The 26,482-nt window shown below is 67.7% G+C and carries 27 protein-coding genes; 14 read left to right on the top strand and 13 right to left on the bottom strand.

Annotated elements, in window-relative coordinates; translation table 11 throughout:
- Window positions 1–24 precede the first annotated feature (24 nt).
- From C1927_RS02020 to C1927_RS01995, 6 genes are all read left to right on the top strand, one after another.
- Window positions 25–1,461, top strand: coding sequence for an SH3 domain-containing protein (locus tag C1927_RS02020; RefSeq protein WP_108745787.1), 1,437 nt, complete (start codon window positions 25–27; stop codon window positions 1,459–1,461).
- Complete coding sequence (locus tag C1927_RS02015; RefSeq protein WP_108745786.1) at window positions 1,458–2,552, top strand: dipeptide epimerase; 1,095 nt, start codon at window positions 1,458–1,460, stop codon at window positions 2,550–2,552. Before C1927_RS02020 ends, C1927_RS02015 begins: the two co-directional genes overlap by 4 nt.
- A 406-nt stretch (window positions 2,553–2,958) precedes the next feature.
- Window positions 2,959–3,807, top strand: a complete 849-nt coding sequence (locus C1927_RS02010; RefSeq protein ID WP_108745785.1) for a MurR/RpiR family transcriptional regulator — start codon at window positions 2,959–2,961, stop codon at window positions 3,805–3,807.
- A 15-nt stretch (window positions 3,808–3,822) separates the two neighbouring features.
- Window positions 3,823–4,584, top strand: a complete 762-nt coding sequence (locus C1927_RS02005) for a L,D-transpeptidase family protein (protein WP_079220387.1) — start codon at window positions 3,823–3,825, stop codon at window positions 4,582–4,584.
- Window positions 4,581–5,879, top strand: a complete 1,299-nt coding sequence (locus tag C1927_RS02000) for an amino acid permease (protein WP_108745784.1) — start codon at window positions 4,581–4,583, stop codon at window positions 5,877–5,879. The genes C1927_RS02005 and C1927_RS02000 overlap by 4 nt, the downstream gene beginning before the upstream one ends.
- A gap of 75 nt (window positions 5,880–5,954) precedes the next feature.
- On the top strand, window positions 5,955–6,302 hold the full coding sequence (locus C1927_RS01995; RefSeq protein ID WP_079220385.1) for a hypothetical protein: 348 nt from the start codon (window positions 5,955–5,957) through the stop codon (window positions 6,300–6,302).
- Window positions 6,303–6,353: 51 nt separating this feature from the next.
- On the opposite strand, the gene yiaA is transcribed toward C1927_RS01995, so the two are convergent.
- Window positions 6,354–6,806 carry an inner membrane protein YiaA gene (gene yiaA / locus C1927_RS01990; protein WP_079220384.1) on the bottom strand — a complete coding sequence of 151 codons (453 nt, stop codon included), beginning with the start codon at window positions 6,804–6,806 and terminating at the stop codon, window positions 6,354–6,356.
- Window positions 6,807–6,972: 166 nt separating this feature from the next.
- Between yiaA and C1927_RS01985 the strand changes: the two genes are divergently transcribed.
- Window positions 6,973–8,151 (top strand): PQQ-dependent sugar dehydrogenase, encoded by a 1,179-nt coding sequence (locus tag C1927_RS01985; protein WP_108745783.1) that lies wholly within the window; start codon window positions 6,973–6,975, stop codon window positions 8,149–8,151.
- A 72-nt stretch (window positions 8,152–8,223) separates the two neighbouring features.
- Here the strand turns inward: C1927_RS01985 and C1927_RS01980 are convergent, their stop codons facing one another.
- From C1927_RS01980 to folB, 4 genes are all read right to left on the bottom strand, one after another.
- Entirely contained in the window at window positions 8,224–8,793 is a 570-nt protein-coding gene (locus C1927_RS01980) for a hypothetical protein (protein ID WP_108745782.1), read from the bottom strand.
- Window positions 8,794–8,947: 154 nt separating this feature from the next.
- A complete protein-coding gene (locus C1927_RS01975) occupies window positions 8,948–11,122 on the bottom strand; it encodes a glycoside hydrolase family 3 N-terminal domain-containing protein (RefSeq protein ID WP_108745781.1) in 2,175 nt (724 codons plus the stop codon).
- A 138-nt stretch (window positions 11,123–11,260) separates the two neighbouring features.
- Window positions 11,261–12,532, bottom strand: a complete 1,272-nt coding sequence (locus C1927_RS01970; RefSeq protein ID WP_079225059.1) for a mechanosensitive ion channel domain-containing protein — start codon at window positions 12,530–12,532, stop codon at window positions 11,261–11,263.
- 88 nt (window positions 12,533–12,620) lie between these two features.
- Window positions 12,621–12,974 (bottom strand): dihydroneopterin aldolase, encoded by a 354-nt coding sequence (folB, locus tag C1927_RS01965; RefSeq protein WP_025878255.1) that lies wholly within the window; start codon window positions 12,972–12,974, stop codon window positions 12,621–12,623.
- 510 nt (window positions 12,975–13,484) lie between these two features.
- Here folB and C1927_RS01960 point away from each other — a divergent pair.
- Window positions 13,485–14,138: a hypothetical protein gene (locus tag C1927_RS01960; RefSeq protein WP_079225495.1), complete on the top strand. Its 654-nt coding sequence runs from the start codon at window positions 13,485–13,487 to the stop codon at window positions 14,136–14,138.
- 33 nt (window positions 14,139–14,171) lie between these two features.
- Here the strand turns inward: C1927_RS01960 and tsaD are convergent, their stop codons facing one another.
- Window positions 14,172–15,197, bottom strand: a complete 1,026-nt coding sequence (gene tsaD, locus C1927_RS01955; protein WP_079225057.1) for a tRNA (adenosine(37)-N6)-threonylcarbamoyltransferase complex transferase subunit TsaD — start codon at window positions 15,195–15,197, stop codon at window positions 14,172–14,174.
- Window positions 15,198–15,362: 165 nt separating this feature from the next.
- Here tsaD and rpsU point away from each other — a divergent pair, with 165 nt between their 5' ends.
- The 6 genes from rpsU to C1927_RS01925 all read left to right on the top strand — a co-directional run bounded on the left by rpsU (window position 15,363) and on the right by C1927_RS01925 (window position 20,530).
- The gene (rpsU, locus tag C1927_RS01950; RefSeq protein ID WP_002808376.1) at window positions 15,363–15,578 is read left to right on the top strand and encodes a 30S ribosomal protein S21; all 216 of its coding nucleotides are present in this window, start codon (window positions 15,363–15,365) and stop codon (window positions 15,576–15,578) included.
- A 133-nt stretch (window positions 15,579–15,711) separates the two neighbouring features.
- Window positions 15,712–16,155, top strand: a complete 444-nt coding sequence (locus C1927_RS01945; RefSeq protein ID WP_079225055.1) for a GatB/YqeY domain-containing protein — start codon at window positions 15,712–15,714, stop codon at window positions 16,153–16,155.
- A 126-nt stretch (window positions 16,156–16,281) separates the two neighbouring features.
- The gene (locus tag C1927_RS01940; protein WP_108745780.1) at window positions 16,282–17,202 is read left to right on the top strand and encodes a YihY/virulence factor BrkB family protein; all 921 of its coding nucleotides are present in this window, start codon (window positions 16,282–16,284) and stop codon (window positions 17,200–17,202) included.
- A gap of 60 nt (window positions 17,203–17,262) precedes the next feature.
- Window positions 17,263–19,005, top strand: a complete 1,743-nt coding sequence (gene dnaG, locus C1927_RS01935; RefSeq protein WP_108745779.1) for a DNA primase — start codon at window positions 17,263–17,265, stop codon at window positions 19,003–19,005.
- Between the two features lie 25 nt (window positions 19,006–19,030).
- On the top strand, window positions 19,031–19,531 hold the full coding sequence (locus tag C1927_RS01930; protein ID WP_079225051.1) for a protein tyrosine phosphatase family protein: 501 nt from the start codon (window positions 19,031–19,033) through the stop codon (window positions 19,529–19,531).
- Window positions 19,532–19,558: 27 nt separating this feature from the next.
- Complete coding sequence (locus tag C1927_RS01925; RefSeq protein ID WP_079225049.1) at window positions 19,559–20,530, top strand: bile acid:sodium symporter family protein; 972 nt, start codon at window positions 19,559–19,561, stop codon at window positions 20,528–20,530.
- Window positions 20,531–20,619: 89 nt separating this feature from the next.
- Here the strand turns inward: C1927_RS01925 and C1927_RS01920 are convergent, their stop codons facing one another.
- The 7 genes from C1927_RS01920 to C1927_RS01895 all read right to left on the bottom strand — a co-directional run bounded on the left by C1927_RS01920 (window position 20,620) and on the right by C1927_RS01895 (window position 26,475).
- On the bottom strand, window positions 20,620–21,372 hold the full coding sequence (locus tag C1927_RS01920) for a hypothetical protein (RefSeq protein WP_152027164.1): 753 nt from the start codon (window positions 21,370–21,372) through the stop codon (window positions 20,620–20,622).
- Window positions 21,369–21,770 carry a hypothetical protein gene (locus tag C1927_RS21280; protein WP_152027163.1) on the bottom strand — a complete coding sequence of 134 codons (402 nt, stop codon included), beginning with the start codon at window positions 21,768–21,770 and terminating at the stop codon, window positions 21,369–21,371. Before C1927_RS21280 ends, C1927_RS01920 begins: the two co-directional genes overlap by 4 nt.
- A 275-nt stretch (window positions 21,771–22,045) precedes the next feature.
- On the bottom strand, window positions 22,046–22,855 hold the full coding sequence (locus tag C1927_RS01915) for a calcium-binding protein (RefSeq protein WP_079225046.1): 810 nt from the start codon (window positions 22,853–22,855) through the stop codon (window positions 22,046–22,048).
- Between the two features lie 167 nt (window positions 22,856–23,022).
- Window positions 23,023–23,916, bottom strand: a complete 894-nt coding sequence (cyoE, locus tag C1927_RS01910; protein WP_079225044.1) for a heme o synthase — start codon at window positions 23,914–23,916, stop codon at window positions 23,023–23,025.
- 4 nt (window positions 23,917–23,920) lie between these two features.
- Window positions 23,921–25,084, bottom strand: coding sequence for a COX15/CtaA family protein (locus C1927_RS01905; protein ID WP_079225042.1), 1,164 nt, complete (start codon window positions 25,082–25,084; stop codon window positions 23,921–23,923).
- Between the two features lie 10 nt (window positions 25,085–25,094).
- Complete coding sequence (locus tag C1927_RS01900) at window positions 25,095–25,664, bottom strand: hypothetical protein (RefSeq protein ID WP_108745778.1); 570 nt, start codon at window positions 25,662–25,664, stop codon at window positions 25,095–25,097.
- A 94-nt stretch (window positions 25,665–25,758) separates the two neighbouring features.
- A complete protein-coding gene (locus C1927_RS01895) occupies window positions 25,759–26,475 on the bottom strand; it encodes an SURF1 family protein (protein WP_108745777.1) in 717 nt (238 codons plus the stop codon).
- Window positions 26,476–26,482 lie beyond the last annotated feature (7 nt).

Here is a 26,482-nt window from a genome sequence, read left to right as displayed (position 1 = left end):
TGGATTCGATAGGGAGCGTTGCGCATGAATCGATCGATCGCTGCACCCCGGCACTGGCCGCGCCGCTTCACCCTGGCCCTGTGCCTGCTGGCCGCACCGGCCTTTGCGCAGGCACCCCGCGCACCGGATCCCGGCGCGCCGCTGCCGTATGTGATCGGCCTGCACGAGGCCTACCTGACCCCGCAGTACTGGGCCGCGCGGCTGGACAACGCCGATACCCCGATCCTCGACCGCACGCAGATCAACGCGCAGAACGCGCGCATGCGCAGCCAGGACGCGCACATCCAGGACATCGCCGGCCTGCCCGCGCAGCTGACCGCCGCGCAGGTGCGCGCCAGCATCAGCGCGCTGTCGGCCTGGCCGACACGGGCCCTGTACGACGACCAGGGCCAGCCCATCGCGGCAGCGCTGCGCGCGTCGATCGAGGCCAACCTTGGCGTGGCGGCCATCGCCGCACAGGTAGCGCCGCAGTACGGCCTGGTGGTGAAGCGCGCGGCATTGCGCACCTTCCCGACCCGCCAGCGCGTCTTCAGTACCGCGGGGGATACCGATATCGACCGCTTCCAGGAATCGGCACTGTTCCCCGGTGACAAGGTGGCGGTGGTCCACCGCAGCGCCGATGGCCGCTGGCTGTTCGTGCACAGCGAACGCTACAGCGCGTGGATCGAAGCCGAGTCGGTCGCCACCGGCGAGAAAGCCAGCGTGCTCGGCTACGGCGCGCAGGGCCCCTACCGCATCGTGACCGGCGCAGTGGCGCATACCGCGTTCACCCCGGAGGAGCCGCGCGTGTCGCGCCTGCAGCTGGACATGGGCGTGCGCCTGCCGGTGCTGGCCGACTGGCCCGCCGCCACCCCGGTCAACGGCCAGCAGGCACATGCCGCCTGGGTGGTGCAGCTGCCGGTACGCGAGGCCGATGGCCAGCTGAAGCTGGTGCCCGCGCTGCTGCCACGTTCGCAGGACACTGCCGGCGAGTACCTGGCGCTGACCCCGCGCCTGCTGCTGCAGCAGGCCTTCAAGTTCCTCGGCGAACGCTACGGCTGGGGCCACGACTACGACACCCGCGACTGCAGCGGGTTCGTGTCCGAGATCTACCGCAGCTTCGGCGTGCTGCTGCCGCGCAATACCAGTGCCCAGGCCGTCAGCCCGGCGCTGGACCGCCTGCCGTTCACCGAAAAGGCCGGCAAGGCCGCGCGCGACCGCGCCGTGAGCGCGCTGCAGGTGGGCGACCTGGTCTACATCCCCGGCCACGTGATGATGGCCATCGGCCACGTCGACGGCCGCACCTGGGTCATCCACGATACGGCGGGCGGCAGCTGGATCGCTGCCGACGGCACGCGCGTGCAGGCCCACCTCAATGGTGTCTCGGTCACTCCGCTGGAGCCGATGATGGCCAGCGACACTGTCCGCTACATCGACCGCATCACCAACATCCAGCGCCTGCGGGCGAAGACTGCCGAATGAAGATCACCGCCATCGAACTGGGCATGCTGCGCGTGCCGCTGAAGACACCGTTCAAGACCGCCCTGCGCACGGTGGAAACCGTGGAAGACGTGGTGGTGCTGATCCGCACCGACACCGGCAACACCGGCTACGGCGAAGCGCCGGCCACCGCGGTCATCACCGGTGATACGCACGGCTCGATCATCGAGGCGATCCGCCACTTCATCGCCCCGCGCCTGGTCGGCCAGGAGGTGGTGAACCTCAACCAGCTGTGCACGCTGGTGCAGACCGCCATGGAGCGCAACACCAGCGCCAAGGCGGCGGTGGAAATCGCCCTGTACGACCTGTGGGCGCAGCTGCATGGCGCACCGCTGTACCAGATGCTGGGCGGTGGCGATCCGGTCATCACCACCGACATCACCATCAGCGTGGACTACATCGACAAGATGGTGGCCGATTCGCTGTCGGCCATCGAGCGTGGCTTCGAGTCGCTGAAGATCAAGGTGGGCAAGGACATCGGCCTGGACATCGAGCGGGTCAAGGCCATCCATGCCGCCGTGCAGGGCCGTGCGCTGCTGCGCCTGGACGCCAACCAGGGCTGGACCGCCAAGCAGGCCGTGCATGCCATGCGCACGCTGGAGGAAGCCGGCGTGGTGCTGGAACTGCTGGAGCAGCCGGTGAAGGCCGCCGACATCAGCGGCCTGAAGTACGTGACCGACCGGGTCAACACGCCGGTGATGGCCGACGAAAGCGTGTTCAGCCCGAGCCAGGTGATGGACCTGATCCAGCAGCGCGCGGCCGACATCATCAACATCAAGCTGATGAAGACCGGCGGGCTGTCCAACGCGATCCGCATTGCCGACATCGCCGGCATCTACGGCGTGCCGTGCATGATCGGCTGCATGATCGAATCGAGCATCAGCGTGGCGGCCGCGGTACACCTGGCGGTGGCCAAGAGTGATGTGATCACCAAGGTCGACCTCGATGGCCCCTCGCTGGGCCAGTTCGACCCGGTCAGCGGCGGTGTACATTTCAACGAATCGGAGATCAGCATCAGCGACGTACCCGGACTGGGCATCACCGAAGTGCGTGGGCTGGAGATGCTGGGTTGATTTCTGCCTTTCGGCTGACGTTGCGTGCCACTGACGGTGGGTCGCGCGTTACTTTTCTTTTCGCGAAAAGAAAAGTAACCAAAAGAAACGCTCCGCCATCCGCGAGCCGACGTGCTGCGCACGCCGGTACCCTGCGCTCCTCGGTCCGTCGAGGGACGGCGCGGAACTCGCTGCGCTCAGACACCCGCGCCTCTTCGCCCTCGCCGGACCTGCGGTGCTCGGCTCGCTACAAGGCGGACTCAACGTCCAATGCAACAGCTGCACCCGGTAGATCCACGCCATGCGTGGATGCACCTGCTTCTGCTCCACCCCGTAACCCCTTCGCGGCTGGTACGCGCGCGACCCACCGCATAATCCGCTCTACGCGGCCAACCGCAACGCAATTGCAGACCCCCGGACGTCCCGCATGCCGCCCCTGCTGAAAATCCGAACCGAGCGCGGGCAGATGTCGGCCATCGAACGCCGCATCGCCGATTTCATCCTCGACAACGCCCATCTGCTGCGCGACTACTCCTCGCAGCAGCTGGCCAGCGCGCTGGGCATCAGCCAGTCCAGCGTGGTCAAGTTCAGCCAGAAGCTGGGCTTCAAGGGCTACCCGGACCTGAAGTATTCCATCGGCCAGGACGTGGCCCGCGCCGGCGCCGACCCGCAGCAGGCCCCCAGCGAACCGGACAACGGCGATCACTACCTGCGCCTGGGCGATGCCCTGCGCCGCAGCAAGGCCCAGGCCGAGGAGGAAACCCGCCAGGCCAACCCGCGCGAGGAGATCGAGCGCATCGTGCAGCTGCTGGACGGCGCGCCGAAGCTGTTCGTGTACGGGCTGGGCGATGACGGCCTGTTCGCGCGCGAGTTCGCCATGCGGCTGTCGCTGCTCGGCCTGCTGGTGGTACCGCACACCGATCCGGTCCTGCTGCTGGCCAACCTGTCGGCCGCGCGCCCCCGCGATGCCCTGCTGGTGTTCTCCGAGTACGGCAACCTGCCGCAGCTCTCGCAGCTGTCGCGGCAGTTCCAGAACATGGGCGGCAAGGTCGTGTCGATCACCCGCCACACCGCCAACCCGCTGCGCGCGCACGCCGATGCATCGCTGGTGGTGTGTGCCTACGACCGCACGCCGCAGGTGGCGCAGCTGCTGTACCGTAGCGCCATGCATGCCCTGCTCGACTTCCTGTTCGTGCTGCTCTGCCACGCCAATCCAGATCGCCAGCGGCAACTGGCGGTGAACCTGGAACGCATTGACCACCTGCTCGATTCCTGACCGGAGCGCCTGCTGATGAAGCCGCTGTCCCGCCTTGTCACCGCTGCGCTGCTGCTGGCCGCGTCGCTGTCCCTCCATGCTGCGCCGCTGGATGGCGCGCGGCAGTTGATCGTGGTCACCAGCGAGGGCTGGGACAGCACCCAGGGCCAGCTGCAGGCGTTCGTGCGCGACGGCAAGGGCTGGCGCGCACAGGGCACGGCCTTCCCGGTGGCGCTGGGCCGCAGCGGCAGCGCCTGGGGCCTGGGCCTGCACCCGGCGCAGGGCGATGGCCCGCAGAAGCAGGAAGGTGATGGCCGCAGCCCGGCCGGGGTGTTCGCCCTGGGCAGCGCGTTCGGCTATGCCGGCACACGCCCGCACACCGCAATGCCCTACCAGCCGATGCTCGACAGCAGCTACTGCATGGACGTGCCGGCCTCGCCGTTCTACAACCGCATCGTCGATGCGGCCAAGGTCGGCCGCGCGGCCGTGCAGGGGTCCACCGAACCGATGCGGCTGGACCTGCACGACAAGGGCGACGTGCGCTACCAGGAAGGCTTCGTGATCGCGCACAACCCGCAGAACCAACCCGGCAAGGGCAGCTGCATCTTCGCCCACCTGTGGCGCCAGCCCGGTGAGGCCACCGCTGGCTGCACGGCCATGCCGCAGGCACGCATGCAGGCGCTGCTGGACTGGCTGCGGCCGCAGGACACGCCGCGCTTCGTGCTGTTGCCGCGCGCCGAGTACACGCGCCTGCAGGCGCAGTGGCAGCTGCCCGCGCTCGCCGGAGCCAACCAGTGAGCGCGCAGGACGAACCGCAGCTGCAACGTGCGGTCAGCCGCTGGCAGATCGTCGGCCTGTCCATCAACGATGTGGTCGGCAGCGGCATCTACCTGCTGCCCGCCGCCACCGTCGCCCTGCTCGGCCCCTTCAGCCTGTGGGGCGTGGTCGCCGCCGGCATCGTCGTGGCCCTGCTGGTGCTGTGCTACGCGCAGGCCGCCAGCTACTTCGATGAACCGGGCGGCAGCTACCTGTACGCGCGCGAAGCGTTCGGCCGCTTCGCCGGTTTCGAGATCGGCTGGATGATCTGGCTGACCCGCATCAGTTCGGCCGCGGCGCTCAGCAATGCACTGGCCGATGCGGTCGCGCGGTTCTGGCCGTGGGCCAGTGCCGGCATGGGTCGCATCGCGGTGATCGTGGTCTCGCTGGGCTTCCTCACCGGGGTCAACATCATCGGCGTGCGCTCGGCGGCGCGCACCGGCATCGTGCTGGTCATCGGCAAGATGCTGCCGCTGCTGCTGTTCGTGGCCATCGGCGCGTTCTACATCGACCCGAAGCTGGCGTTCTCCGGCCAGCGCCCGGACCCGCACGACCTGCAGCGCATGGGCGAAGCCGCGCTGCTGCTGCTGTACGCCTACGCCGGTTTCGAGAACATCCCGGCCGCCGCCGGTGAATACCGCAACCCGCGCCGCGACATCCCGTTCGCCCTGATCACCATGATCGTCACCGTCACGGTCATCTACGGCGCGGTGCAGCTGGTGGCGCAGGGCACGCTGGCCGGCCTGGCCAGTTCGGCCACGCCCCTGGCCGATGCCGCCGCCGGTTTCGGTGGCGAGGCGCTGGCGCTGATCCTCACTGTCGGCGCGACCATCTCCATCCTCGGCACCAACAGCAACACGATGATGATGGGCCCGCGCTTCCTGTTCGCCCTCGCCCGCGATGGCTACGGCCCGAAGGTGCTGGCGCAGGTGCATCCGCGCTTCCGCACGCCGGCCGCGGCAATCTTCTGCCAGGGGCTGATCGCGCTGGGCCTGGCCCTGACCGGCTCGTTCGTGCAGCTGGCCCTGCTGTCGATGACCACGCGCCTGTTTGCCTACATCGGTACGGCGGCGGCGGTGCTGGTGCTGGCCAAGCGCTATGCCGACCGGCCCGGCGCGTTGAAGCTGCCCGGCGGTCCGCTCATTCCGGTGCTGGCACTGCTGCTGTGCGTGGCGCTGTTCGCCAGTGCCAGCTGGCAGAACATCGCCGCCGCGCTGGTCGCCTTCGCCATTGGTGCGGTGATCTACCTGCTGCCGCGCAAGGCCGACGCGACCTGATCTTCACGCAACCGGCCCGGGCGGTTAACCGCCGCACGGGCACCATCAGGCTTCGTCCACCACGGAGCCCGACCGATGAGCCCCGATTACCAGATTCCCGGCCGCGTGCCGGATGACAGCACCCCGCGCGAAACCATTTCCGACTACTGGCGCGACCGCTACAGCGCCGAGCCCTATTACGACGCCAGCCTGCTGTTCGATGACTACGAGCCCGCCTACCAGGTCGGCCATGCGGCGCGCTTCCACGAGACCCGCGCCGACCAGGTAATCCGCGCCTACGAAGAAGTGGAGCGTGAGCTGGAATCGCGCTGGGCCAGCGATCGTGGCCGCAGCCGCCTGGAGTGGGAACAGGCCCGCGCGGCAGTACGCCGTGGCTGGGATGAGGCGAACACGGTGGACCCGCGCCTGGGGCGCCTGGGCTGACACGCCGCGCCACTGTAGAGCCGAGCATGGGCTCGGCTCTACAAGGGTGCGTCAATCGCGTTCCGGCAGCGGCGGCATGGCCGGCTTGCGTGCTGGTTCACCGCCATTGGCGGCAATCAGGTCGCGGGTGTTCTTCTGCACCGCCACCGCACCAAACAGCGACAGCGCGAAGGCCATGCCATAGAAGCCCTTCTCGCTCAGCGCCAGCGTCGCGTTCCACAGGCCGACCAGCAGCAACAGCAGCGAGGCCAGCAGGGCGAACCAGCACAGCGCGTAGTAGAGGCCACTGACCGGAATGTCTTCCACCCGGTCGCGCACGCTCTTCTGCAGCGACACCGCCGCGAACAGGCCGAACAGCAGTAGGGTCAGGTAGTAGCCCTTCTCGTTCAGGGCCATCTCGGCATTGAACAGGCCGATCAGGTAGGCCACCGCGCCCAGCAGCAGGGCCACCCAGGAGGCGGCGATGAACGCGGGCGAAGGCTTGGAGACGACGGTCGGATGCATTGCGGTTCCTTGGCGGGCAACGGGCACGCTTTGCCCGGATGGCCCACCGTAGTCGATCAGCCGCGCGCCGCACAGGGGGGCAGCAGGACCTTTGGACCACGCCCCGTACAACCGCAGTGGTGTACAACGGGGCTTGGCCATCCGCATCCCCACCCTGGAGATACCCATGACCCCTCTTTCACACCGTGCGCCCCTGCTGCTCGCCATGGGCCTGCTGCCCATCCTCGCCACCACCGCCTGCAGTGCCGCCGGTCCAGACACCACCTCCGCTGCGCAGGCCACGCCTGCAGCGGCCAGTGCCGACCAGCGCCCGTTCACCGCCGCCGAGGTCAGCCGCTTCGACCAGCCGTGGGCGATGACCTTCCTGCCCGATGGCAGCCTGCTGGTCACCGAAAAGCGCGGCAAGCTGCAGCACCTGGACCTGGCCAGCGGCCAGAAGCATGAGATCACCGGCGTGCCGAAGGTTGCCTACGGCGGCCAGGGCGGTTTCGGCGATGTCATCCTGCACCCCGATTTCGCCCGCAACAACGTGGTGTATGTCAGCTACGCCGAAGAAGGCACGCTCGATACCCGTGGCGCCGCCGTGGCGCGTGCCACCCTGGCGCTGAACGCCGATGGCGGCGGTGCGCTGAAGGATCTGAAGGTGATCTGGCGGCAGACGCCCAAGGTCAGCGGCCAGGGCCATTACGGCCACCGCCTCGCCTTCGGCCCGGACGGCAAGCTGTGGATCAGCTCCAGCGAGCGGCAGAAGTTCGATCCGGCCCAGGACATGAGCGGCAACCTCGGCAAGATCATCCGCCTCAATGACGATGGCAGCGTGCCGGCGGACAATCCGTTCGCCTCGCAGGGCGGCGTCGCCGCCCAGGTCTGGTCGCTGGGCCACCGCAACGTGCTGGGTATCGCCTTCGACGCCAACGGCAAGCTGTGGGCGCAGGAAATGGGCCCGGCCGGCGGCGACGAACTGAACCTGATCCAGCGCGGTGCCAACTATGGCTACCCGATCGTCTCCAACGGCGACCACTACGATGGCCGCCCGATTCCCGACCACGACACCCGCCCGGAATTCGCCGCACCGAAGGTCACCTGGAACCCGGTGATCTCGCCGGCCGGCCTGATGTTCTACAGCGGCACCCTGTTCCCGCAGTGGAAGGGCAGCGCCTTCATCGGCGGCCTGTCGTCCACCTCGCTGGTGCGGGTGGCCTTCGATGGCGAGAACGCGCGCGAAGCCGAGCGCTTCAACATGGGCGAGCGCATCCGCGAAGTGGAACAGGGCCCCGATGGCGCGCTGTGGCTGCTGGAAGACGGCAGCAAGGCCCGCCTGCTGAAGCTCACCCCGAAGGCCTGACGCCGGTGGTGCCGGCCGCTGGCCGGCACTGCGTTGATGAAACGGCCCCGCATCATGCGGGGCCGTTCGCGTTTACTGGATGGTGCCGACCTTCACCTCGGTGCGGGCACAGGCCTTGTCCAGGCACTCGCCGGTCAGCCACACCTGGCCATCGCCGATCATCACGCCCTGCTGGTTGACGAAGACCTTGCTGAACTCCTGCCCGGACATCGCCTTGACCACCGCCGGGGTGATGATCTTTTCGTAGTTGCGCTGGAACTCGCCCGGGCCGGTGATCTTCCTGCCACCGGCGATGTTCAGCGGAAAGCGCACTTCCTCCACCACGGCAGCACGGTCACCGCCGACCACGGCGGTCTTGAATGCGTTGAACACCTTCTCGTACTGCGCGGCATCGCCCAGCACGCTGTCGATGCGCGCGCGCGCATCGCCTTCATCGGCGGCGGCGGGTGCAGGGGTCTCGCTGGCGTGTTCGGCAGCCGCCTGCGGCGCTGCAGCCGGGTCAGGCGTGGTGCTCGCCGCGGCTTCGGCCGGCGTGGAGCCGGTCATCGGCGGCGGTGCATCCGCCGCGGGCTCGGCCGGCGGTGCCGGCTGCGAACAGGCGGCCAGCAGCAGGGCCGGAATCAGGAAGGCAATCTTGCGCATGCGCGGGCTCCATCGAATGAATGCCCCGATGGTAGCGCCGGGCCACGCCCGGCGTGTTTGCCATGGGTGAGGACGCCCGGCATGGTCCGGCGCCTCACTGCCAGTAGATCCACGCCATGCGTGGATGCTCCACCGGTGGTTCCGGCCGGTGCGGTCAGGCCTTCAGCAGCTCGAACTGCACCGCTTCGCCAGCGGCCGACGAGGCGCACACCCACACGTCAAACTGGCCCGGCTCGGCGCGCAGCACGCCGTCGCGGCCGGTGAATGCCAGCTGCTCGCGGGTCAGAGTGAAGCTCACCTCGGCCGACTCGCCCGGCTGCAGGGCGACCTTGCGGAAGTCCTTCAGCTCGCGCACCGGCCGCACGCGGCTGGCCACGCGGTCGTGGATGTACAGCTGCACCACTTCCTCACCGGCCACGGCGCTGGTGTTGGTCAGCGTGGTGGTCACGGTCAGGGTGTCGTCCCAGCCCAGCTGGGCCGCGCTCAGCTGCGGCACGCCGTAGGCGAAGGTCGCATAGCCGATGCCGTGGCCGAACGGGTACAGCGGCTCGTTCGGAATCTCGCGCCAACGTGCCTTGAACTCCGACATGGTCGGCAGTTCCGGGCGGCCGGTACGCGGGTGGTTGTAGAAGTACGGCTGCTGGCCGGACACCTGCGGGAAGCTGACCGGCAGGCGGCCGGACGGGCTGTAATCGCCGAACAGCACATCGGCAACGGCATGGCCGGTCTGCGTGCCCAGGTACCAGGTGACTGCCACGGCATGGGCATTGCGCACCGCGCCCTGCAGGGCCAGCGCGCGACCGTTGCGCAGCAGCACCACCAGCGGCTTGCCGGTCATCGCCACGGCCTCGGCCAGCGCCTGCTGTGCCGGCGGCAGGGTGATCTCCACGCGCGACTGCGCTTCACCGCTGTAACGCTGCGGTTCGCCCAGTGCCAGCACCACCACGTCGGCGCGCAGCGCAGCGGCCACGGCCGCTTCGGTGCCACCGGGAATCGCCGCTTCCAGCTCGCTGCCCGGCACGACTTCCAGCAGCGCTTCATCGCCGATGGCCGCGCGCACGCCGGTTTCCAGATCCACGTAGCGCTGCTTGTCGCCGAACAGGGTCCAGCAGCCTTCGATGTTCTCGCGGTCCTGCACGAACGGGCCGATCAGGGCGATCTTCTGCCCGGTCTTCTGCAGCGGCAGCACGTTGTCGCGGTTGTTCAGCAGCACGATCGAACGGCGCGCGGCATCGCGCGACAGCTCGTCATGCGCGGCGATGTGCGAGGTGTCCGCTTCGCGCGCCGGGTCCAGCGAACGGTACGGATCGTCGAACAGGCCGATGGTTTCCTTCAGCCACAGGATGCGGCGCACGCCTTCATCCAGCACGGCCATCGGCACGTCGCCGCTCTCGACCAGGCCCGGCAGGTGTTCGGCATAGAAGCCGCTCTGCATGCTCAGGTCCAGGCCGGCGGTGAAGGCCTTGGCGGTGGCGTCGCGGTCGTCGGCGGCATAGCCGTGCGCGACCAGCTCCATGTCGGCGGTGTAATCGGAAATCACCACGCCCGGGAACTTCCACTCACCGCGCAGGATGTCGGTCAGCAGTTCGGCGTTGGCGCTGGCCGGCACGCCGTTGATGTCGTTGAACGAGGACATCACGGTGATCGCGCCAGCGTCGAACGCGGCCTTGAACGGCGGCAGGTGCACGTCGCGCAGGGTCTGCGGCGAGATGTCCACCATGTTGTATTCCATGCCGGCCATCACCGCGCCATAGGCGGCGAAGTGCTTGGGCGTGGCCAGCAGCGAATCGGCCGCGCGCAGGTCGCCGCCCTGGAAACCGCGCACGCGGGCAGCGGCAAAGGCGCAGCCCAGCACCACGTCCTCACCGGCACCTTCGGCGCCACGGCCCCAGCGCTGGTCGCGGGCGATGTCCACCGCCGGTGCGTAGGTCCAGTGCAGGCCGGCGGCGGTCGCCTCGACGGCGGTGGCACGGGCAGTGCGCTCGGCCAGGTCCGGCTCGAAGCTGGCAGCTTCGCCCAGCGGGATCGGGAACACGGTACGCATGCCGTGGATGACGTCGGCGGCCAGGATGACCGGGATGCCCAGGCGGCTCTCTTCGGTGGCGACCTGCTGGATGCGGCGGCCCAGCTCGGCGCCCACGCCGTTGAACAGCGAGCCGACCTTGCCTTCGCGCACCTGCTGCAGCACCTGGTCGGCGTTGCGCACGTTGGCTTCCGGGTTCACGTCCGGGGCAAACGGGCGGACCATGTCCGCGAAGACACCCAGCTGGCCGACCTTTTCCTCGACGGTCATCTGGGCAATGAGGGATTCGATGCGATCGGAGGCCACCAGCTGTCCTTATGAAAACGTTTACAAGCCCGGCATTCTAGCGTTCCCGGGCCATTTGGCGAGAGGTTTCGTCATTCAGTTTCGTGCGCCCGCCCACAGTCTGGGCGGCCCATACGGGGGCGGACGCGAGGGTGGAGCTTACTCCGACCCGGCCAGTGAGCGCTGCCCCGCCATCAACATGGCGTCGCTGGAGGCCTGGAACACCCGCAGGCCAAAGGCCGGAAGAATCGCCAGCAGGTGGTCGAAAATGTCCGACTGCACCCCTTCATAGACCGCCCAGGTGGTGCTGCGGGTGAAGCAGTAGACCTCCAGCGGCAGGCCCTCGGTGGTGGGCTGCATCTGCCGCACCAGCAGGGTCATGTCGGTATGGACGCCGGGGTGACTGCGCAGATAGCGCTCCACGTAGGCGCGGAAGGTGCCCAGGTTGGTCACCCGGCGGCTGTTCACCTCGGCCACGCCCTGCTCGCGCAGGCGCCCGTTCCACTGCTCCAGCTCCTGCGCCTTGTCGCGCAGGTAATCGCCCAGCAGCGCGAACTGGCCCAGGCGCTGCAGCTCGTCCGTGCCCAGGAAGCCGACGCTGTGCTGGTCCAGGTACAGCGCGCGCTTGATCCGGCGGCCGCCGGCCTCCTGCATGCCGCGCCAGTTCTTGAACGACTCGGTCACCAGCTTCTTGGTCGGGATGGTGGTGATGGTCTTGTCGAAGTTCTGCACGGTGATGGTGTGCAGGGCGATATCGATGACATCACCGTCGGCATTCTGGCTGGGCATCTCGATCCAGTCGCCCAGGCGCACGCGGCCATCGCCACTGATCTGCACGCTGGCCACCAGCGACAGGATGGTGTCCTGGAAGATCAGCATCAGCACCGCGGTGGCTGCGCCCAGGCCGGTTACCAGCGGGCCGATCTTCACCCCCAGCAGGGTGGCGACGATGGACAGGCCGGCGGCCACGAACACCACGATCTTGACCACCTGCAGGTAGCCCTTGATCGGCTTGTTGCGCGCATCGGGCTTGCGTTCGTACAGGCTGTTGGCCGCATCCAGCGCGTGCGAGAACGCCAGCGACACGGTCAGCACCGCCCACACGATGCACAGCTTGATGATGACATTGACCAGGCCGGGCGGCAGGTCGGGGATGAGGGCGATGCCCGAGGCGATCACCTGGCTGGGCACCACGTTGGAGAGCCGCGCGATCACCCGCATCAGGTGGCTGCCGCGCCCGGATTCCGCGCCGGGCAGGCGCTGCAGCAAGCGCCGCAGGCCGCGCACCAGAATGCGCTTGGTCACCCAGTTGGCCAGGCCGGCGGCGACCAGCAGCGCCGTGATCATCAACGCCAGGTAGGCGCCGGGATAGGGTTCCAGTGTCATCTGCAGCTGTTCCAGCCACTGTACCGCCACCACCGCATCCACCATCCTTCATCTCCTTCTTTAGTGCTGTTGGGGTTGCCGGCCAGCGGCCGGCACTACCAGGGCTTGCCGGCCAGCGGCCGGCACTACCGGGTCAGTCGCGCGAGCGCTCGATGATCACGCCTACCGCGCGCGCGCCGCGCACCGCACCGGGCTTGCTCAGCTTCAGGCGCAGCCACTTCACGTCGAACTCGTCCAGCACGATCTGCGCGCAGCGCTCGGCCAGGGTCTCGACCAGGCCGAATTCCGATTCGCGCACGAACTGTTCCAGGCGCTTGCTCACCGCCTTGTAGTTCAGGGTGTGGGCGATGTCGTCCGACGCCGCCGGACGGCGGTTGTCGAAGCCCATTTCCAGGTCGAACACCAGGTCCTGCCGGATCCGCCGTTCCCAGTCGTAGATGCCGATCAGGGCGTCGATCGTCAGCCCTTCGATGAAAACCTTGTCCATTGCGGTTACCAGCCGGAAAACAGGCGGCCATGGTAACGGCACGGCGGTGAGCCTGCCCGGAACGGGCGGCGGCGTGGGTGGGGCGGGAAAAACAAAGGGCCCTGCTAGCGGGGCCCTTTGGTACTACCGTTTGTCCCCGGGGGGAGCTGTTGAACAGCCGCGAGTCCCGGTGGCGCAGTATTTGAAATTGAAGCAGGTCAGGCCTGCTGATCAAGAGGCGATTACGACTATGCCGGTGCCTCAAAAGACAAAGGGCCCTGCTAGCGGGGCCCTTTGGTACCTCTCGTCGTCCCCAGGGGAAGCTGGAATCCAGCCGCGAGTCCCGGAGCACACGCCGCAAGGTTAGGAGCGCCTCCCAGACCCGTCAATTGGCAAATGCGTCACGGCAGACGACCGGGTGAAAAACCGAGCTGATCCATGAAAAAACACTGACGATCATGATGCCGTTTTCTGATGTTCCTGCCTCGTTCCCAAGGTCAAGGTAAAGCCACGTTCCCTGGGAGTGAGTTGATGAAGGAAAGCAGGATCCTGCAGGCAGCGCTATCCAGACAAAGATGGTCGACCTACGAGCGCATCGCTGCTCGTTGCGTAGCCGATCCGGCCACGCTCTATGCCTGGAACATGCAGATGTGTGCTGCTCTCCTGCCACCGTTGCACATCTGCGAGGTCGTGATCCGCAATGCAGCCGCTACGGCGCTGGTGCATCGCTATGGTCGATGCTGGCCCTGGCATCCAGCGCTGCTGCGCAGCCTTCCTGCCGAAGGCGCGCTTGCCTCGCTATGCGATGTCCGCGGCAGCGTCGGTTCTCCGAGGGATGTACCGGAGGTCATCGCCAAACTGCGATTCGGCTTCTGGCAGCAGTTGTTCGCTCGACGGTTCGAGCATTCGATCTGGGCCGGGACCATGAGCCTGGCGCTGCCACACGCACCCTCGGCGCCGCTGTCCGTCCTGCGTCGGTCCATCCATGCCGACCTCGACGGCATCCGCCACCTGCGCAACCGCATCGCCCACCACGAGCCCATCCTCGAGCGCGACATCGGTGCCGACCTGGCCGCGATCGGGCGGCTGATCCATGCGCGCTGCCCGCATACCCTGGGGTGGCTGCAGCGCCATGAACGGGCGACGACGGTGCTGGCGGCATCGCCGTTGGCGGGGCGCCCGTGATGCGTCCGCCGGGCGCGGCCCGGCGCTACCGGTTCAGACCGCCGGCAGGGTCGCCATGTCCCAGCGCGGGGTGACTTCCACCTTCGGTGGGTTGTGCTGGCCGGCCTGCAGGCGCAACGCGCCAGCGAAGGCGATCATGGCGCCGTTGTCGGTGCACAGCGCCGGGCGCGGGAAGCAGGCGCGGCCACCCAGGCGCTCGGCCATCTGCTGCAGGCGGGCGCGCAGGCGCTTGTTCGCGCCGACGCCGCCCGCCACCACGATCACGTTGGTGCCCGCCGCTTCCAGCGCGCGTTCGCACTTGATGGACAGAGTCTCCACCACCGCATCCTCAAAGCCACGGGCGATGTCGGCGCGGGTCTGTTCGCTCTGGTCGCTGTCGCGCCAGGCCATCAGGACCTGGGTCTTCAGGCCGGAGAAGCTGAAATCCAGCCCCGGGCGGTCGGTCATCGGCCGCGCGAAGCGGTAGGCGCCCGGCGTGCCCTGCTCGGCCAGCCTGGCCAGCTGCGGGCCGCCCGGGTAAGGCAGGCCCATCAGCTTGGCGGTCTTGTCGAAGGCCTCGCCGGCCGCATCGTCCAGAGTCTCGCCCAGCAGGCGGTACTGGCCGATGGCATCCACCGCCACCAGCTGGGTATGGCCGCCGGATACCAGCAGGGCCACGAACGGGGCTTCCGGCGGGTCGTCTTCCATCAACGGCGCCAGCAGGTGGCCTTCCATATGGTGTACGCCCACCGCCGGTACCTCCAGCGCCCAGGCCAGCGAACGGGCCACGCCCGCGCCGACCAGCAGGGCGCCGACCAGGCCGGGGCCAGCCGTATAAGCCACGCCGTCGATGTCGCCCACACCCAGGCCGGCCTCGGCCAGGGTCTGGCGCACCAGCGGCAGCAGCTTGCGGACGTGGTCGCGGCTGGCCAGCTCGGGCACCACACCGCCGTACTCGGCGTGCAGCGCGATCTGGCTATAGACCGCATGGGCGCGCAGGGCCGCGCTGCCGGCCAGGTCGGTGTCATACACCGCCACGCCGGTCTCATCACAGGAAGATTCGATGCCAAGGACTCGCATGCCTGCTATTATGACGCCCCTGCTGCCCCCTCGGGGGACGTGCAGATCTCACTGCTTTCGAACCCCGGCCCGCATTCAGGGTTGGACGCTTGCAGTTTGTTGATTCGCCGCTATAATGTGCGGCTCGCCGGGCGTGACCCGGTTCTACTGTGTCCCGGAGATTCCATGCCCAGCGTCAAAGTCCGCGAGAACGAGCCCTTCGAGTTTGCTCTTCGCCGCTTCAAGCGCACTTGCGAAAAGGCCGGTGTGCTGGCCGAAACCCGCAAGCGCGAGTTCTACGAAAAGCCGACCCAGGAGCGCAAGCGCAAGGCCGCCGCTGCTGTGAAGCGTCAGCTGCGCCGCTCGTCGCGCGACGTCACCAAGCGTCAGCGCCTGTACTGATCGGACGCATCTTCATTGCGACGGGCTTGCCTGTCGCAGTGGAGCCGAAGCCGGCACGCGCAAGCGTCGCCGGCTTTTTGCGTTTCCGGGTTCGGGCATCCGCCCCTGCCCCACCACCACCACGAGGTTCCTCATGAGCATGAAGCAGCAGCTCACCGACGACATGAAGGCCGCCATGAAGGCGGGCGAGAAGCACAAGCTGGGCGTGATCCGCCTGATCAACGCCGCCATCAAGCAGAAGGAAGTGGACGAGCGTGTCGAGCTGGATGACACCGCCGTCATCGCCGTGCTGGACAAGATGGTCAAGCAGCGCAAGGACTCGGTCACCCAGTTCGTGGCCGCCAGCCGTGAAGACCTGGCCGAGATCGAGCGCGCCGAGATCGTGGTGATCGAAGCCTACCTGCCGGCCAAGATGGGCGAAGCCGAGATCGTGGCCGCCATCCAGGCCGCCATTGCCGAGACCGGTGCCACCGGCGCGGCCGACATGGGCAAGCTGATGGGCGCACTGAAGCCCAAGCTGGCCGGCCAGGCCGACATGGGCCTGGTGTCCAAGCTGGTCAAGCAGCAGCTGTCGTAATCCAGCGTTTCATCCGGTAGCGCCGGGCCATGCCCGGCGTTTCCCAATGTCGCCGGGCATGGCCCGGCGCTACCTGTGTCTGTCTGCTTCACCACGCCTTCGACCCCCGGCTGTTACAACAGCCGCATGGTTGAACCCGCGTCCCCTGTCCCCGTGAATCTACGCAAATACGTCCAGCGCCTGCAGGACAGCTTTCCCATGGCCGTCGGCAAGCGCTTCGTCGAGATCGACGTGCTCACCCAGGCCGCCTCGGTCTCCTTCTACGCCCTGCTCTCGATGGCACCCCTGCTGGTGCTGCTGCTGTGGCTGACCGCCTCGCTGTATCCCCCCGCGCAGCAGGCCCTGGTCGAACAGATCAGCGCCGCCGCCGGCAGCAGCGCGGCCACCGTGGCCGAAACCGTACTGAAGAACGCCGACAACCAGCCCGATGTCGGTTCGCTGGCCGGGCTGTGGAGCACCCTGCTGCTGTTCATCGGTGCCACCGCCGTGTTCGCCCAGCTGCAGAACGCACTGAACCTGATCTTCCGCACCAGCGGCGAGCGGCTCGAGGGCATCAAGGCCTGGCTGCGCAAGCGCGTGTTCTCCTTCGGCGTCGTGCTGGCACTGGGCTTCCTGCTGATCCTGTCGATGACCGCCACCACCATGCTGCAGGTGGCCTTCGCGCAGTTGCCGTCCATCCTGCCGGCCATCGGCTATCTCACCAGCCTGCTGCTGTATGCGGTCGGCTTCGCTTTCATGTACCACTACCTGCCGGACCGCCGCGTGGCCTGGCGCCAGGCCTTCATCGGCGGCGTCATCACCTCGGCGCTGTTCGCGCTGGGCCGCTATGGCATCGGCGTCTACATCGCTACCGTCGCCCCCGGCAGCGCATACGGTTCGATGGGCGCGCTGGTCATCTCGCTGGTCTGGATCTACTACGCCACCGTGGTGTTCTTCGTCGGCGCGCTGATGACCGCGGTAATCGACGAGCGACTGCGCGCCCGCACCCACCTGGCCGCTGCCGGCATCGATCCGGCCAACGCCGGCCCACTGCCCGGCAGGGAGTAAACTAGGCGGATTGATCGTCCGCCTCGCGTGGCCCCTGGCCGCGCCCCTGCCCTGTTGCCCATGGCCCGTATCCCCGACGCATTCATCGACGACCTGCTGGCCCGCTCCGACATCGTCGAGGTGGTGGGCAGCCGCGTGCCGTTGAAGCGCCAGGGCAAGGAATATGCAGCGCGCTGCCCATTCCATGACGAGCGCTCGGCCTCGTTCACGGTCTCGCCCACCAAGCAGTTCTATCACTGCTTCGGCTGCGGCGCGCACGGCACCGCCATCAGCTTCCTGATGAACTACGACCGCCTCGAATTCCTCGATGCGGTGGATGAACTGGCCAAGCGCGCCGGCATGGAAGTGCCGCGCAGCGAGAACCCGCGCAACGCCCAGCAGCAGGACGACAGCCGCGAGCTGTATTCCGCGCTGGATGCGGCCACGAAGTTCTTCCAGAAGAACCTCGAAGGCAGCGAAAAGGCCCGGACCTACCTGGACGGCCGCGGCGTGGACGAGGAAAACCGCGTGCGCTTCCAGATCGGCTACGCACCGGACGGCTACAGCGGCCTGCGCGACGCGCTGGGCAAGGACGAGCGGCGGATGAAGCTGCTCGACCGCGCGGGTCTGTTCTCCAAGAACGACCGCGGCCACGTCTACGACAAGTTCCGCGACCGGGTGATGTTCCCGATCTTCGACCGCCGTGGCCGTGTCATCGCCTTCGGCGGCCGCGTGTTCGAGAAGGACGACGGCCCCAAGTACCTCAACTCGCCGGAAACCGCGCTGTTCCACAAGGGCCGCGAGCTGTACGGCCTGTGGCAGGTGCGCCAGGCCAACCAGAAGATCGAGCGGTTGATCGTGGTCGAGGGCTACATGGACGTGGTCTCGCTGTTCCAGTTCGGGGTCACCCAGGCGGTGGCCACGCTGGGCACGGCCACCACGCCGGACCATGCCGAGCTGCTGTTCCGCAATGCGCCGGACGTGTTCTTCTGTTTTGACGGCGACGCCGCCGGCCGCCGTGCCGGCTGGAAGGCGCTGGAATCGGTGCTGCCGCGCATGAAGGATGGCCGCCAGGCGTTCTTCCTGTTCCTGCCCGACGGCGAAGATCCGGACACCATCGTGCGCAAGGAAGGCGCCGAGGTCTTCAACGACCGCCTGAAGCAGGCCACGCCGCTGTCGCAGTTCTTCTTCGATGAACTGACCCGCGAGATCAACCTCGGCACGCTGGACGGCAAGGCGCGCCTGGCCGAGCGGGCCAAGCCGATGCTGGCGCAGATTCCCGATGGCGCCTTCGGCGACCTGATGAAGCAGCAGCTGGCGCAGCTGACCGGCCTGGGCGGTGGCACTGGCGCGGCCGCACGCGCGCCGATGCCGCAGCGCGCGCCGGCCCGGCAGATCCAGCCCATCGCCAAGCGCAGTCTGGTGCGTGGTGCGATCGCCGTGCTGCTGCAGCAGCCGTCGCTGGCGATGAGCCTGGGCGGCAAGCACCACTTCCAGGGCCTGCGCCTGCCCGGCGTGGAGCTGCTGCTGGAACTGCTGGGCCTGGTCGAACAGCGCCCGGACATCAGCACCGGCGCCCTGCTGGAACACTTCGATGGCCGCGAAGAACAGGCCTCGCTGCATACGCTGGCCGCGCAGACCATGCCCGGCGACGAGGCGATGTGGACCCAGGAACTGCACGACGCGGTGGCCCAGCTGGAGAAACAACTGCTGGTGCAACGTCTGGACGAGCTGTTGGCAAAGCAGCGCCAGCAGGGCCTGGACGATACTGACAAATACGAACTGCGCGAACTGCTGAAGGCCCGCGCCACCCTGCGCCTGTAGCGGCAGCCCCACACACGGAGAGAGCATGCTGCTGCGCCTGACCTGCCTGCTGTTGCTGTCACTCTGCACGACCCTGCCCGCCTGGGCCGGGGACACTCCGCTCAATGAAGTGCGCCCCGGCCTGTATGCCGGCGGCCAGCCCAGCGCTGCGCAACTGCAGTCGCTGGCCGCGCAGGGCGTGCGCACCGTCATCGACCTGCGCCAGCCCGGTGAGGACCGGAGGTTCGACGAAACCGCCCAGGCCGAGGCGTTGGGCCTGCGCTACGTGCGCATCCCGGTGGCCGGCGCCGACGGCCTGGATGCGGCCAACGTGCGCGCGGTGCACCAGGCACTGCAGCAGAGCCAGGGCCCGGTGCTGCTGCACTGCGCCTCGGGCAACCGTGCCGGCGCCGTGCTCGGCCTGGTCAACGCCCGCTACGAGCATGCCAGCCCCGAGCAGGCCCTGCAGCTGGGCCAGCGCGCTGGCCTGACCTCACTGGAAGCGGCCACCCGGCAACGCCTGGCCGCACCCGTTTCCCATCCCTGACCCCCTGTAACGAGGAGCCTGCCCACCATGACCCGCTGGTGGTCGCGCCTGCGACCGGACAACTTCACAATCGCCCTGCTGTGCACCGTCGGCCTGGCCTCGCTGCTGCCGATGAAGGGCGCCGCCGCCATCGTGCTGGACGATGTCACCACCGTCGCCATCGCCGCGCTGTTCTTCCTGCATGGCGCGCGCCTGCCGCGCGAGTCGATCATCGGCGGCATGCTGCACTGGCGGCTGCACCTGACCATCCTGGCGTGCACCTTCATCCTGTTCCCGCTGCTGGGCCTGCTGTTCAAGCCGCTGTCGGGCTGGCTGCTGACGCCTGAGCTGTACATGGGCGTGCTGTTCCTGTGCACCCTGCCCTCCACCGTGCAGTCGTCCATCGCCTTCACCTCGATGGCACGCGGCAACGTGCCGGCAGCGGTGTGCAGCGCCTCGCTGTCGAGCATCCTCGGCGTGTTCCTCACGCCCCTGCTGCTGACCGCACTGGCCGGTACCTCCGGCGGCGTGCATGACCCGCTGCATGCCATCGGCGGCATCATGCTGCAGTTGCTGGTGCCGTTCGTGGCCGGCCACCTGCTGCGGCCGTGGATTGCCGGCTGGGTGGAAAAGCAGCGTGCGCTGCTGCGCTACACCGACCAGGCCACCATCCTGCTGGTGGTGTACTCGGCCTTCGGCGAAGCCGTGACCGAGGGGCTGTGGAGCAAGACGCCGCTGCTGTCCCTGTTCGCCGTGGCCGTGGTGGCCGCCGTGCTGCTGGGCATCGCCATGCCGCTCATCACCTTCCTGGCGCGCCGCCTGCACTTCAACCGCGAAGACGAGATTGCCATCGTGTTCTGCGGCTCGAAGAAGAGCCTGGCCACCGGCGTGCCGATCGCCAAGGTGCTGTTCGCCGGTGGCAGCCTGGGCGCCATCGTGCTGCCGGTGATGATCTACCACCAGATCCAGCTGATCGTCTGCGGCGTGATCGCGCAGCGGTATGCGAAGCGCGCGCCCTGACCGGGCGCGCGGGTTGTTGCGGGGAACCCCATCCACGCATGGCGTGGATCTACTGTAGAGCCGAGCCCATGCTCGGCTGATTGCCGCCGCTAATCTACGATGGCCGCGGCGATGTCATGCAGCACTCGGGCGTTGCGCTCCACATCGCTGCCCGGCTCGCCCGTGGCAATCAGGCTGTAGGTCTTGCTGTCTCCCGTCCAGGCAAGTTCAACCCGGGTACGGCCGGCACCATCCACGACCTTCCCGAGGTTAGCGGGCTTGCCGTTCACCTCGGTGTTCTGCGCCTCCGCGATGACCTCGATCTGCATGCCCGCAGCGAGGAAGTTGTTCTCGCTGAACTCCACGATGCCGACACCCTCCAGCCGGTAAAAGCGGCTCAAGCCCGAGGACTGTCCTCCATCCAGTCTGCCACTGGGCTCCATGCCGATCAGCTTCGCCGGTCCCAGCAGACTGCCTTCCAGCCTGCTGGGTGGCTGCGGCAGGCGCTGGCGTAGTTCCGACGCCGAACGCTGCGTGCGGGGCAAGGCAGCCAGCACTTCGGCCTGCGTTGGGATATCCCCTTCTGCAGCCTCCATGACACTGTTGGATCGCTCGATGTCAGCGCGAAGCCGCCGCTTCACCTCCTCGGGGGCATCGAGGTCTGCCAGTTTCACCACCTGGTAGCTGCCCACGCTGGCGGACGATCTTCCCATTGCCGCGGCCTCCTGCATTGCAGCCTGCATGGCGCGTTGGTGTAACCAGCTCCCTACCGCATCGGGAGCTGGTTCATTCTGGGATGCTTGGGCTGACATGGAAATCGCCAGCGAGAGTGCAATAGAGCAAAGACTCTTCATGATGTTCACCACTCCGAAAGTTGGCAATCGACCGCACTCGTGGATTGCGTAAATACGCGTCCGCCCAGCACCCATGTGTGATATCCGTGAACAACCATTCGTTCTGGATCACTGCCATCACCTGCGTAAAATCGCCAGGAGTACAGTCCGTTGTTACGCGCACCGAAAACATGCTTCGGCTGAATGTTCCCAAGTGGAACGTGCCTGGTTACGGCCGACCCCTGAAAATTGCGAAACTGGGGCCGTTCATAGGTCACGGATTCGTTAATGAATCCAACGCAGTTGGCGCGACTCAGTGCTTTTACTTCTGCTGCCGCATTACCCGCCAGGCACACAAGTGCAACACCTAGAATGATGGGCAGAGAGAAATTGCTTCTCATTGATTGCTCCACAGAAATGCGAGTCATCTCGCCAGTCCTGTGTATCCACTTTGGATCGCCCCGCCGGGCGAGGCAGTGCGAATCCGTGACCCATCGCTCGTCGCAAGGTGGCAGCACGGCAATTTCTTACAGCGTAACAGCTGGATTACCTGGCAAAGTGTGGACCCCAGCGAGTGGAACCCGACATTGAATGCACCGGCTTTGGCAGGAACTTCATCCACGCATGGCGTGGATCTACTCCAAACCGGGGATGGCGTGAACCCGCAGTAGATCCACGCCATGCGTGGATGGGGTGCCTGCCGCTACGGGTCCACCAGCGTGCCAACGCTCAGCTGCGGCATCCATACCCACAGGTCGTACTCGCGGCCGGCGTGGGTGTTGACCTCCGGCGCACGCGCGGGCCGTTCGAGCAGGGCCAGCGCCTTGCAGCGGTCCATGCATCCCCAGAAGTGGCCGCGCAACGCTTCCAACCGCACGCTGTAGATATCCAGGTCGCGCAGTGCCGATGCCATCGGCTGGGTCTGCATTTCCGGCGGAGCATCGGCGGGGCGCTGCAGCATGGCGTGGACATTGCCGGTCAGTACGACCATGCATGCGCCCTCGGGCAGGCGCCGGTACAGGCGCCGTAGTTCGGCGGCCATGCGGTCATCGCGGGCCTGGCTGCCGCCGTCACTGTGATTGACGTCGTAGCCAACCAGCTCGATCGCGCGGCCCTGTGCCTTCAGCGCGCGCAGATCTTCGATCATCGCCAGCATGTCGCGGCTGCGACGCCCATCGTGCTGGTCATCGCGCACGGTCCAGAACGCGCGGCCGTGCAGGCGCTGGCGTGCCGCGGCCCCGCCATCGGAAGCCAGGTAATCGCGCAGCGTGGGGTTCTCGGCACGCGGTAATTCCAGCGCCAGCAGAACTGGCGCGCCGTCGCGGCTGTAGTCGTCCACCAGCTGGCGCACCAGCAGCGGGGTCTCGCGGGTGCCGTGGAATTCGCCCAGCACCAGCAGGCGGTGGTCAGCGGCGTGCTGGCGGATCTGCGCGGCAGTGTCGTCGGCATGCGCGCTCACGGCGACGCCCAGCGCCAGCAGCAGCGCGGTGGTCCAACGGAAGATCGAATGCATCCCTGCTCCTTCCTTTCCTTGGGGTCAGGAACAGCTATGGCGACGCCGCAACCGCGGTTCAAGTAGATCCACGCCATGCGTGGATGTTCCGGCGATCAGCCGAGCATGGGCTCGGCTCTACAGTAGATCCACGCCATGCGTGGATGTCCGCGCGATCAGGCAGCCCATTACAACCAGGGCAGGATCCAGTGATCCACCAGCAGGAACGCGAACAGCGCCATCAGGTACACGATGGAGTAATGGAACATCTTCATCGAGAACAGCTCGTCCGGCGGGTTCAGCATGCGCCAGGCGTACCAGAGGAACACGGCGTTGAGCACGATCGCGCCGCCCAGGTAGAACGGGCCGCTCATGCCGACCAGGTACGGCACCACGCACACCAGCGCCAGCACCACCGAATACACCATGATCTGCTTGCGCGTGTGCACCACGCCATGGGTGACCGGCAGCATCGGGATCTTCGCCTTGGCGTAGTCCTCGCGGCGGAAGATCGCCAGCGCCCAGAAGTGCGGCGGGGTCCAGATGAAGATGATCAGCACCAGCAGCGACGAGTACGCCCAGTCCGACGAACCCTGCATGCCGGTGATCGCCGCCCAGCCCAGCATCGGCGGCATCGCGCCGGCCAGGCCGCCGATGACGATGTTCTGCGAGGTCGCACGCTTCAGGTACACGGTGTAGATCACCGCGTAGCCGATCAGCGAGGCGAAGGTCAGCACCGCGGTGATCCAGTTCACCCACAGCAGCAGGATCGCCATCGACAGCACGATCAGCACGCTGGCAAACACCAGCACCTGCCACGGCTTGACCTTGCCCACCACCAGCGGTCGCCACGAGGTGCGTGCCATCTGCGCATCGATGTGCGCATCCAGCAGCTGGTTGATGGCGGCGGCGGCCGAAGCGGCCAGCCAGATGCCGAGGAAGCCGAGCGCACCGGCACGCACCTGTTCCCAGCTGGGCACGCCCGGAATGGCCAGGACCATGCCGACCAGGGCGGTGAAGACGATCAGGGCCACGACCTTGGGTTTGGTCAGGTCCCAGTACTGGCGGTAATTGGAAAACATGGAATCAGTCCGGGGCACGCAGGCGGGCCAGCAGGCTGACCAGTACGAACAACAGGGCGACGGCCACGCCGTTGTGGGCCACGGCCACTTCCAGCGGCAGGGCCAGCTTCACGTTGAGGATGCCCAGGGTGACCTGCAGCACCAGCAGCGCCACCAGCGCGCTGGCCCAGCCACGCATGCTGGGCACGCGGAACAGGCGCAGGCCCAGCCACAGCAGATAGGCCGCCACCACGATCGCAAACAGGCGGTGCGCCATCTGGATGGCGATGCGCGAGGCGCCATCCAGCACGCCGCCTTCGTAATCCACGCCGATGCCACGCCACAGGGTGAAGCCTTCGGCGAAGTTGTGCTGCGGCCACCACTGGTTGGCGCAGCGCGGGAAGTTGTCCAGCGAAGCGCTGCCGCCACCGCAGGCCAGCGCCGCATAGTTGGCGCTGACCCAGCCACCGAGGGCGATCTGGGTGACCAGCACTGCCACGCCGATGCGCAGCAGCCACTTCAGCTTGGGCGCTTCGGCCAGGGTGATCGGCAGGTGGGTCGCACGCCAGGCCATCCACACCAGCAGCGCGAACATCAGCATGCCGCCCAGCAGGTGGCCCATCACGACGATGGGTTTCAGCAGCAGGGTCACGGTCCACATGCCCAGCAGCGCCTGGAAGATCACCACGGCCAGGGTCAGCAGGGCTGCGCGCGCCAGGTCGATGTTGCTCCAGCGCAGGGCCGCCAGCAGCAGGATCGCCTCGCCCACCAAGGCCAGGGCGCTCGCAGTGCCGTGCCAGCCCATCATGTACAGCGGTATGCCGGCGGCCACCAGTACGCAGGCGGTCACCACCGCCGTGCTTCCGAAGCGCCGCTTGCGGGTGGCCAGCAGGGCCAGGGTGAGGATCTCGATGCCCAGCGCGCCGGCCAGGAAGCGGTGAACCTGCTCGCGCCAGGCCTTGTGGGTTTCCAGCGGGCGGATCTCGGCGGCGGGGTGGCCGATGGTTTCTTCCACGTGCTGCGGCCAGGTGGCCTGGCCATAGCAGGTCGGCCAGTCCGGGCAGCTCAGGCCGGCATCGGACAGGCGGACGAAGGCACCGAACATGATCGTGCTGGCGGTCATGATCATGGCGAACCACGCCAGGCGGTGGAAGTTGCGATGCAGCGCCGGACGCGCGGAAAGGCTCATCAAACAGGACTCACTTCAGTTTCAGCAACGTGGCCATGTCCTTGCGCAGGCCCCCCAGGTCGGAACCGGGGGCATGGCGCATGATCACGAAGCCGTTCGGATCGATCACGTAGACCGGCAGTCCCGCCGGATCATCGACGCCCGGCAGGGCCGCGCGCAGGGCTGGCGACGGGGCCAGCGGCCGCAGCGCGGGCAGCGAGGCGATCGACGCCGGTGGCGTTCCCAGCCACAGGATCTCGACATTATCGGCGTTATGGCCGAACAGCTGCCACACCTTGCCCAGTCCCTGCGACAAAGTGACGCACTGCGCGTCACAGGCGCCGGCGGGGGCGACCAGCAGGCGCCAGGTCCGCGCTTCGGGGTTCCAGGGATAGGCCTGGCCGTTGGCCAGGGTCGGTGGCTGCTGGCGCAGGTCCACCGGCGGCTCCAGCAGCTGGCCGGCATTGCGGTGCGCGGTCGGCTGCCAGCCGGTGAAGCGCAGCACGGCGGCCAGCGCCATCGCCCCGAAGAACACGGCGAACAGCAGCACCAGGGTCCGGCGGCCGGAACCGCGCGCCTGCGGGGACGTAGCAGTGTTCATGCGGGGCATTTTCTCACGGTTGGGAAAGGGATGCCGGTAGTGCCGGCCGCTGGCCGGCAGCAGGAAACCGGGGGATGCCGGCCAGCGGCCGGCACTACCGGGCCATGGGGCGCTTCCTGCGGCGCTCCAGCACCAGGGCCACCACCAGCACGGTCAGGGCCAGGCCGAACCACTGCACGGCATAGCCCAGGTGGCGCTGTGGCGGCAGCGTGTTCGGCAACAGGTCGAGGTCGCGCTCATCGCCGAACGGCAGGGCCGGGTCCAGTCGCAGCACCCGGTCAGGCAGCGCGGCCAGCCCCAGCGCGCGGGCCAGGCCGTCGGCCGGCAGGCGGCTGGCCAGCCAGCGCCCGGCCTCGCCGGTGGGCGACAGCGCCGGCCCCAAGGCCAGGCCGGCCGCGGGCGGCGGCGCCAGCAGCCCGCGTACCGCCACCGGCGAAGGCGGCGCCGGCAGCTGCGGCAACGTGCGATCCGGCGGCAGCGCGCGCCAGCCGAGGTCGACCAGCAGCACGCTGCCGCCGTCACTCTGGAACGGCCGATAGATCTTCACCCCGGCACGGCCATGGCGCATCTGGTTGTCCAGCAGCACCACCCCGGGCAGGAAGCGGCCATGGTCGGCCACCCCATGCAGCGCACCGGGCGCTGCCAGGGCCTGCGCCAGTGGCAGCGCCTGCGCCGCCGCGGGCCCCTGCGCATCCAGCATCGCTTGCTTGGCGTGCATGCGCTGCAGCTGCCAGAACCCCAATGCGGTGAACGCGGCCATCGCCAGCACCGCCATCAGCCAGCCGATCACGCGCGTGTGCTGGCGCATCATGACAAGT

Source organism: Stenotrophomonas sp. ZAC14D1_NAIMI4_1 (genome assembly GCF_003086775.1).
In the GTDB taxonomy this organism is placed as follows: domain Bacteria; phylum Pseudomonadota; class Gammaproteobacteria; order Xanthomonadales; family Xanthomonadaceae; genus Stenotrophomonas.
The sequence above is the reverse complement of the archived record's forward strand: the minus strand, read 5'-3'. Positions and strand labels throughout refer to the sequence as shown.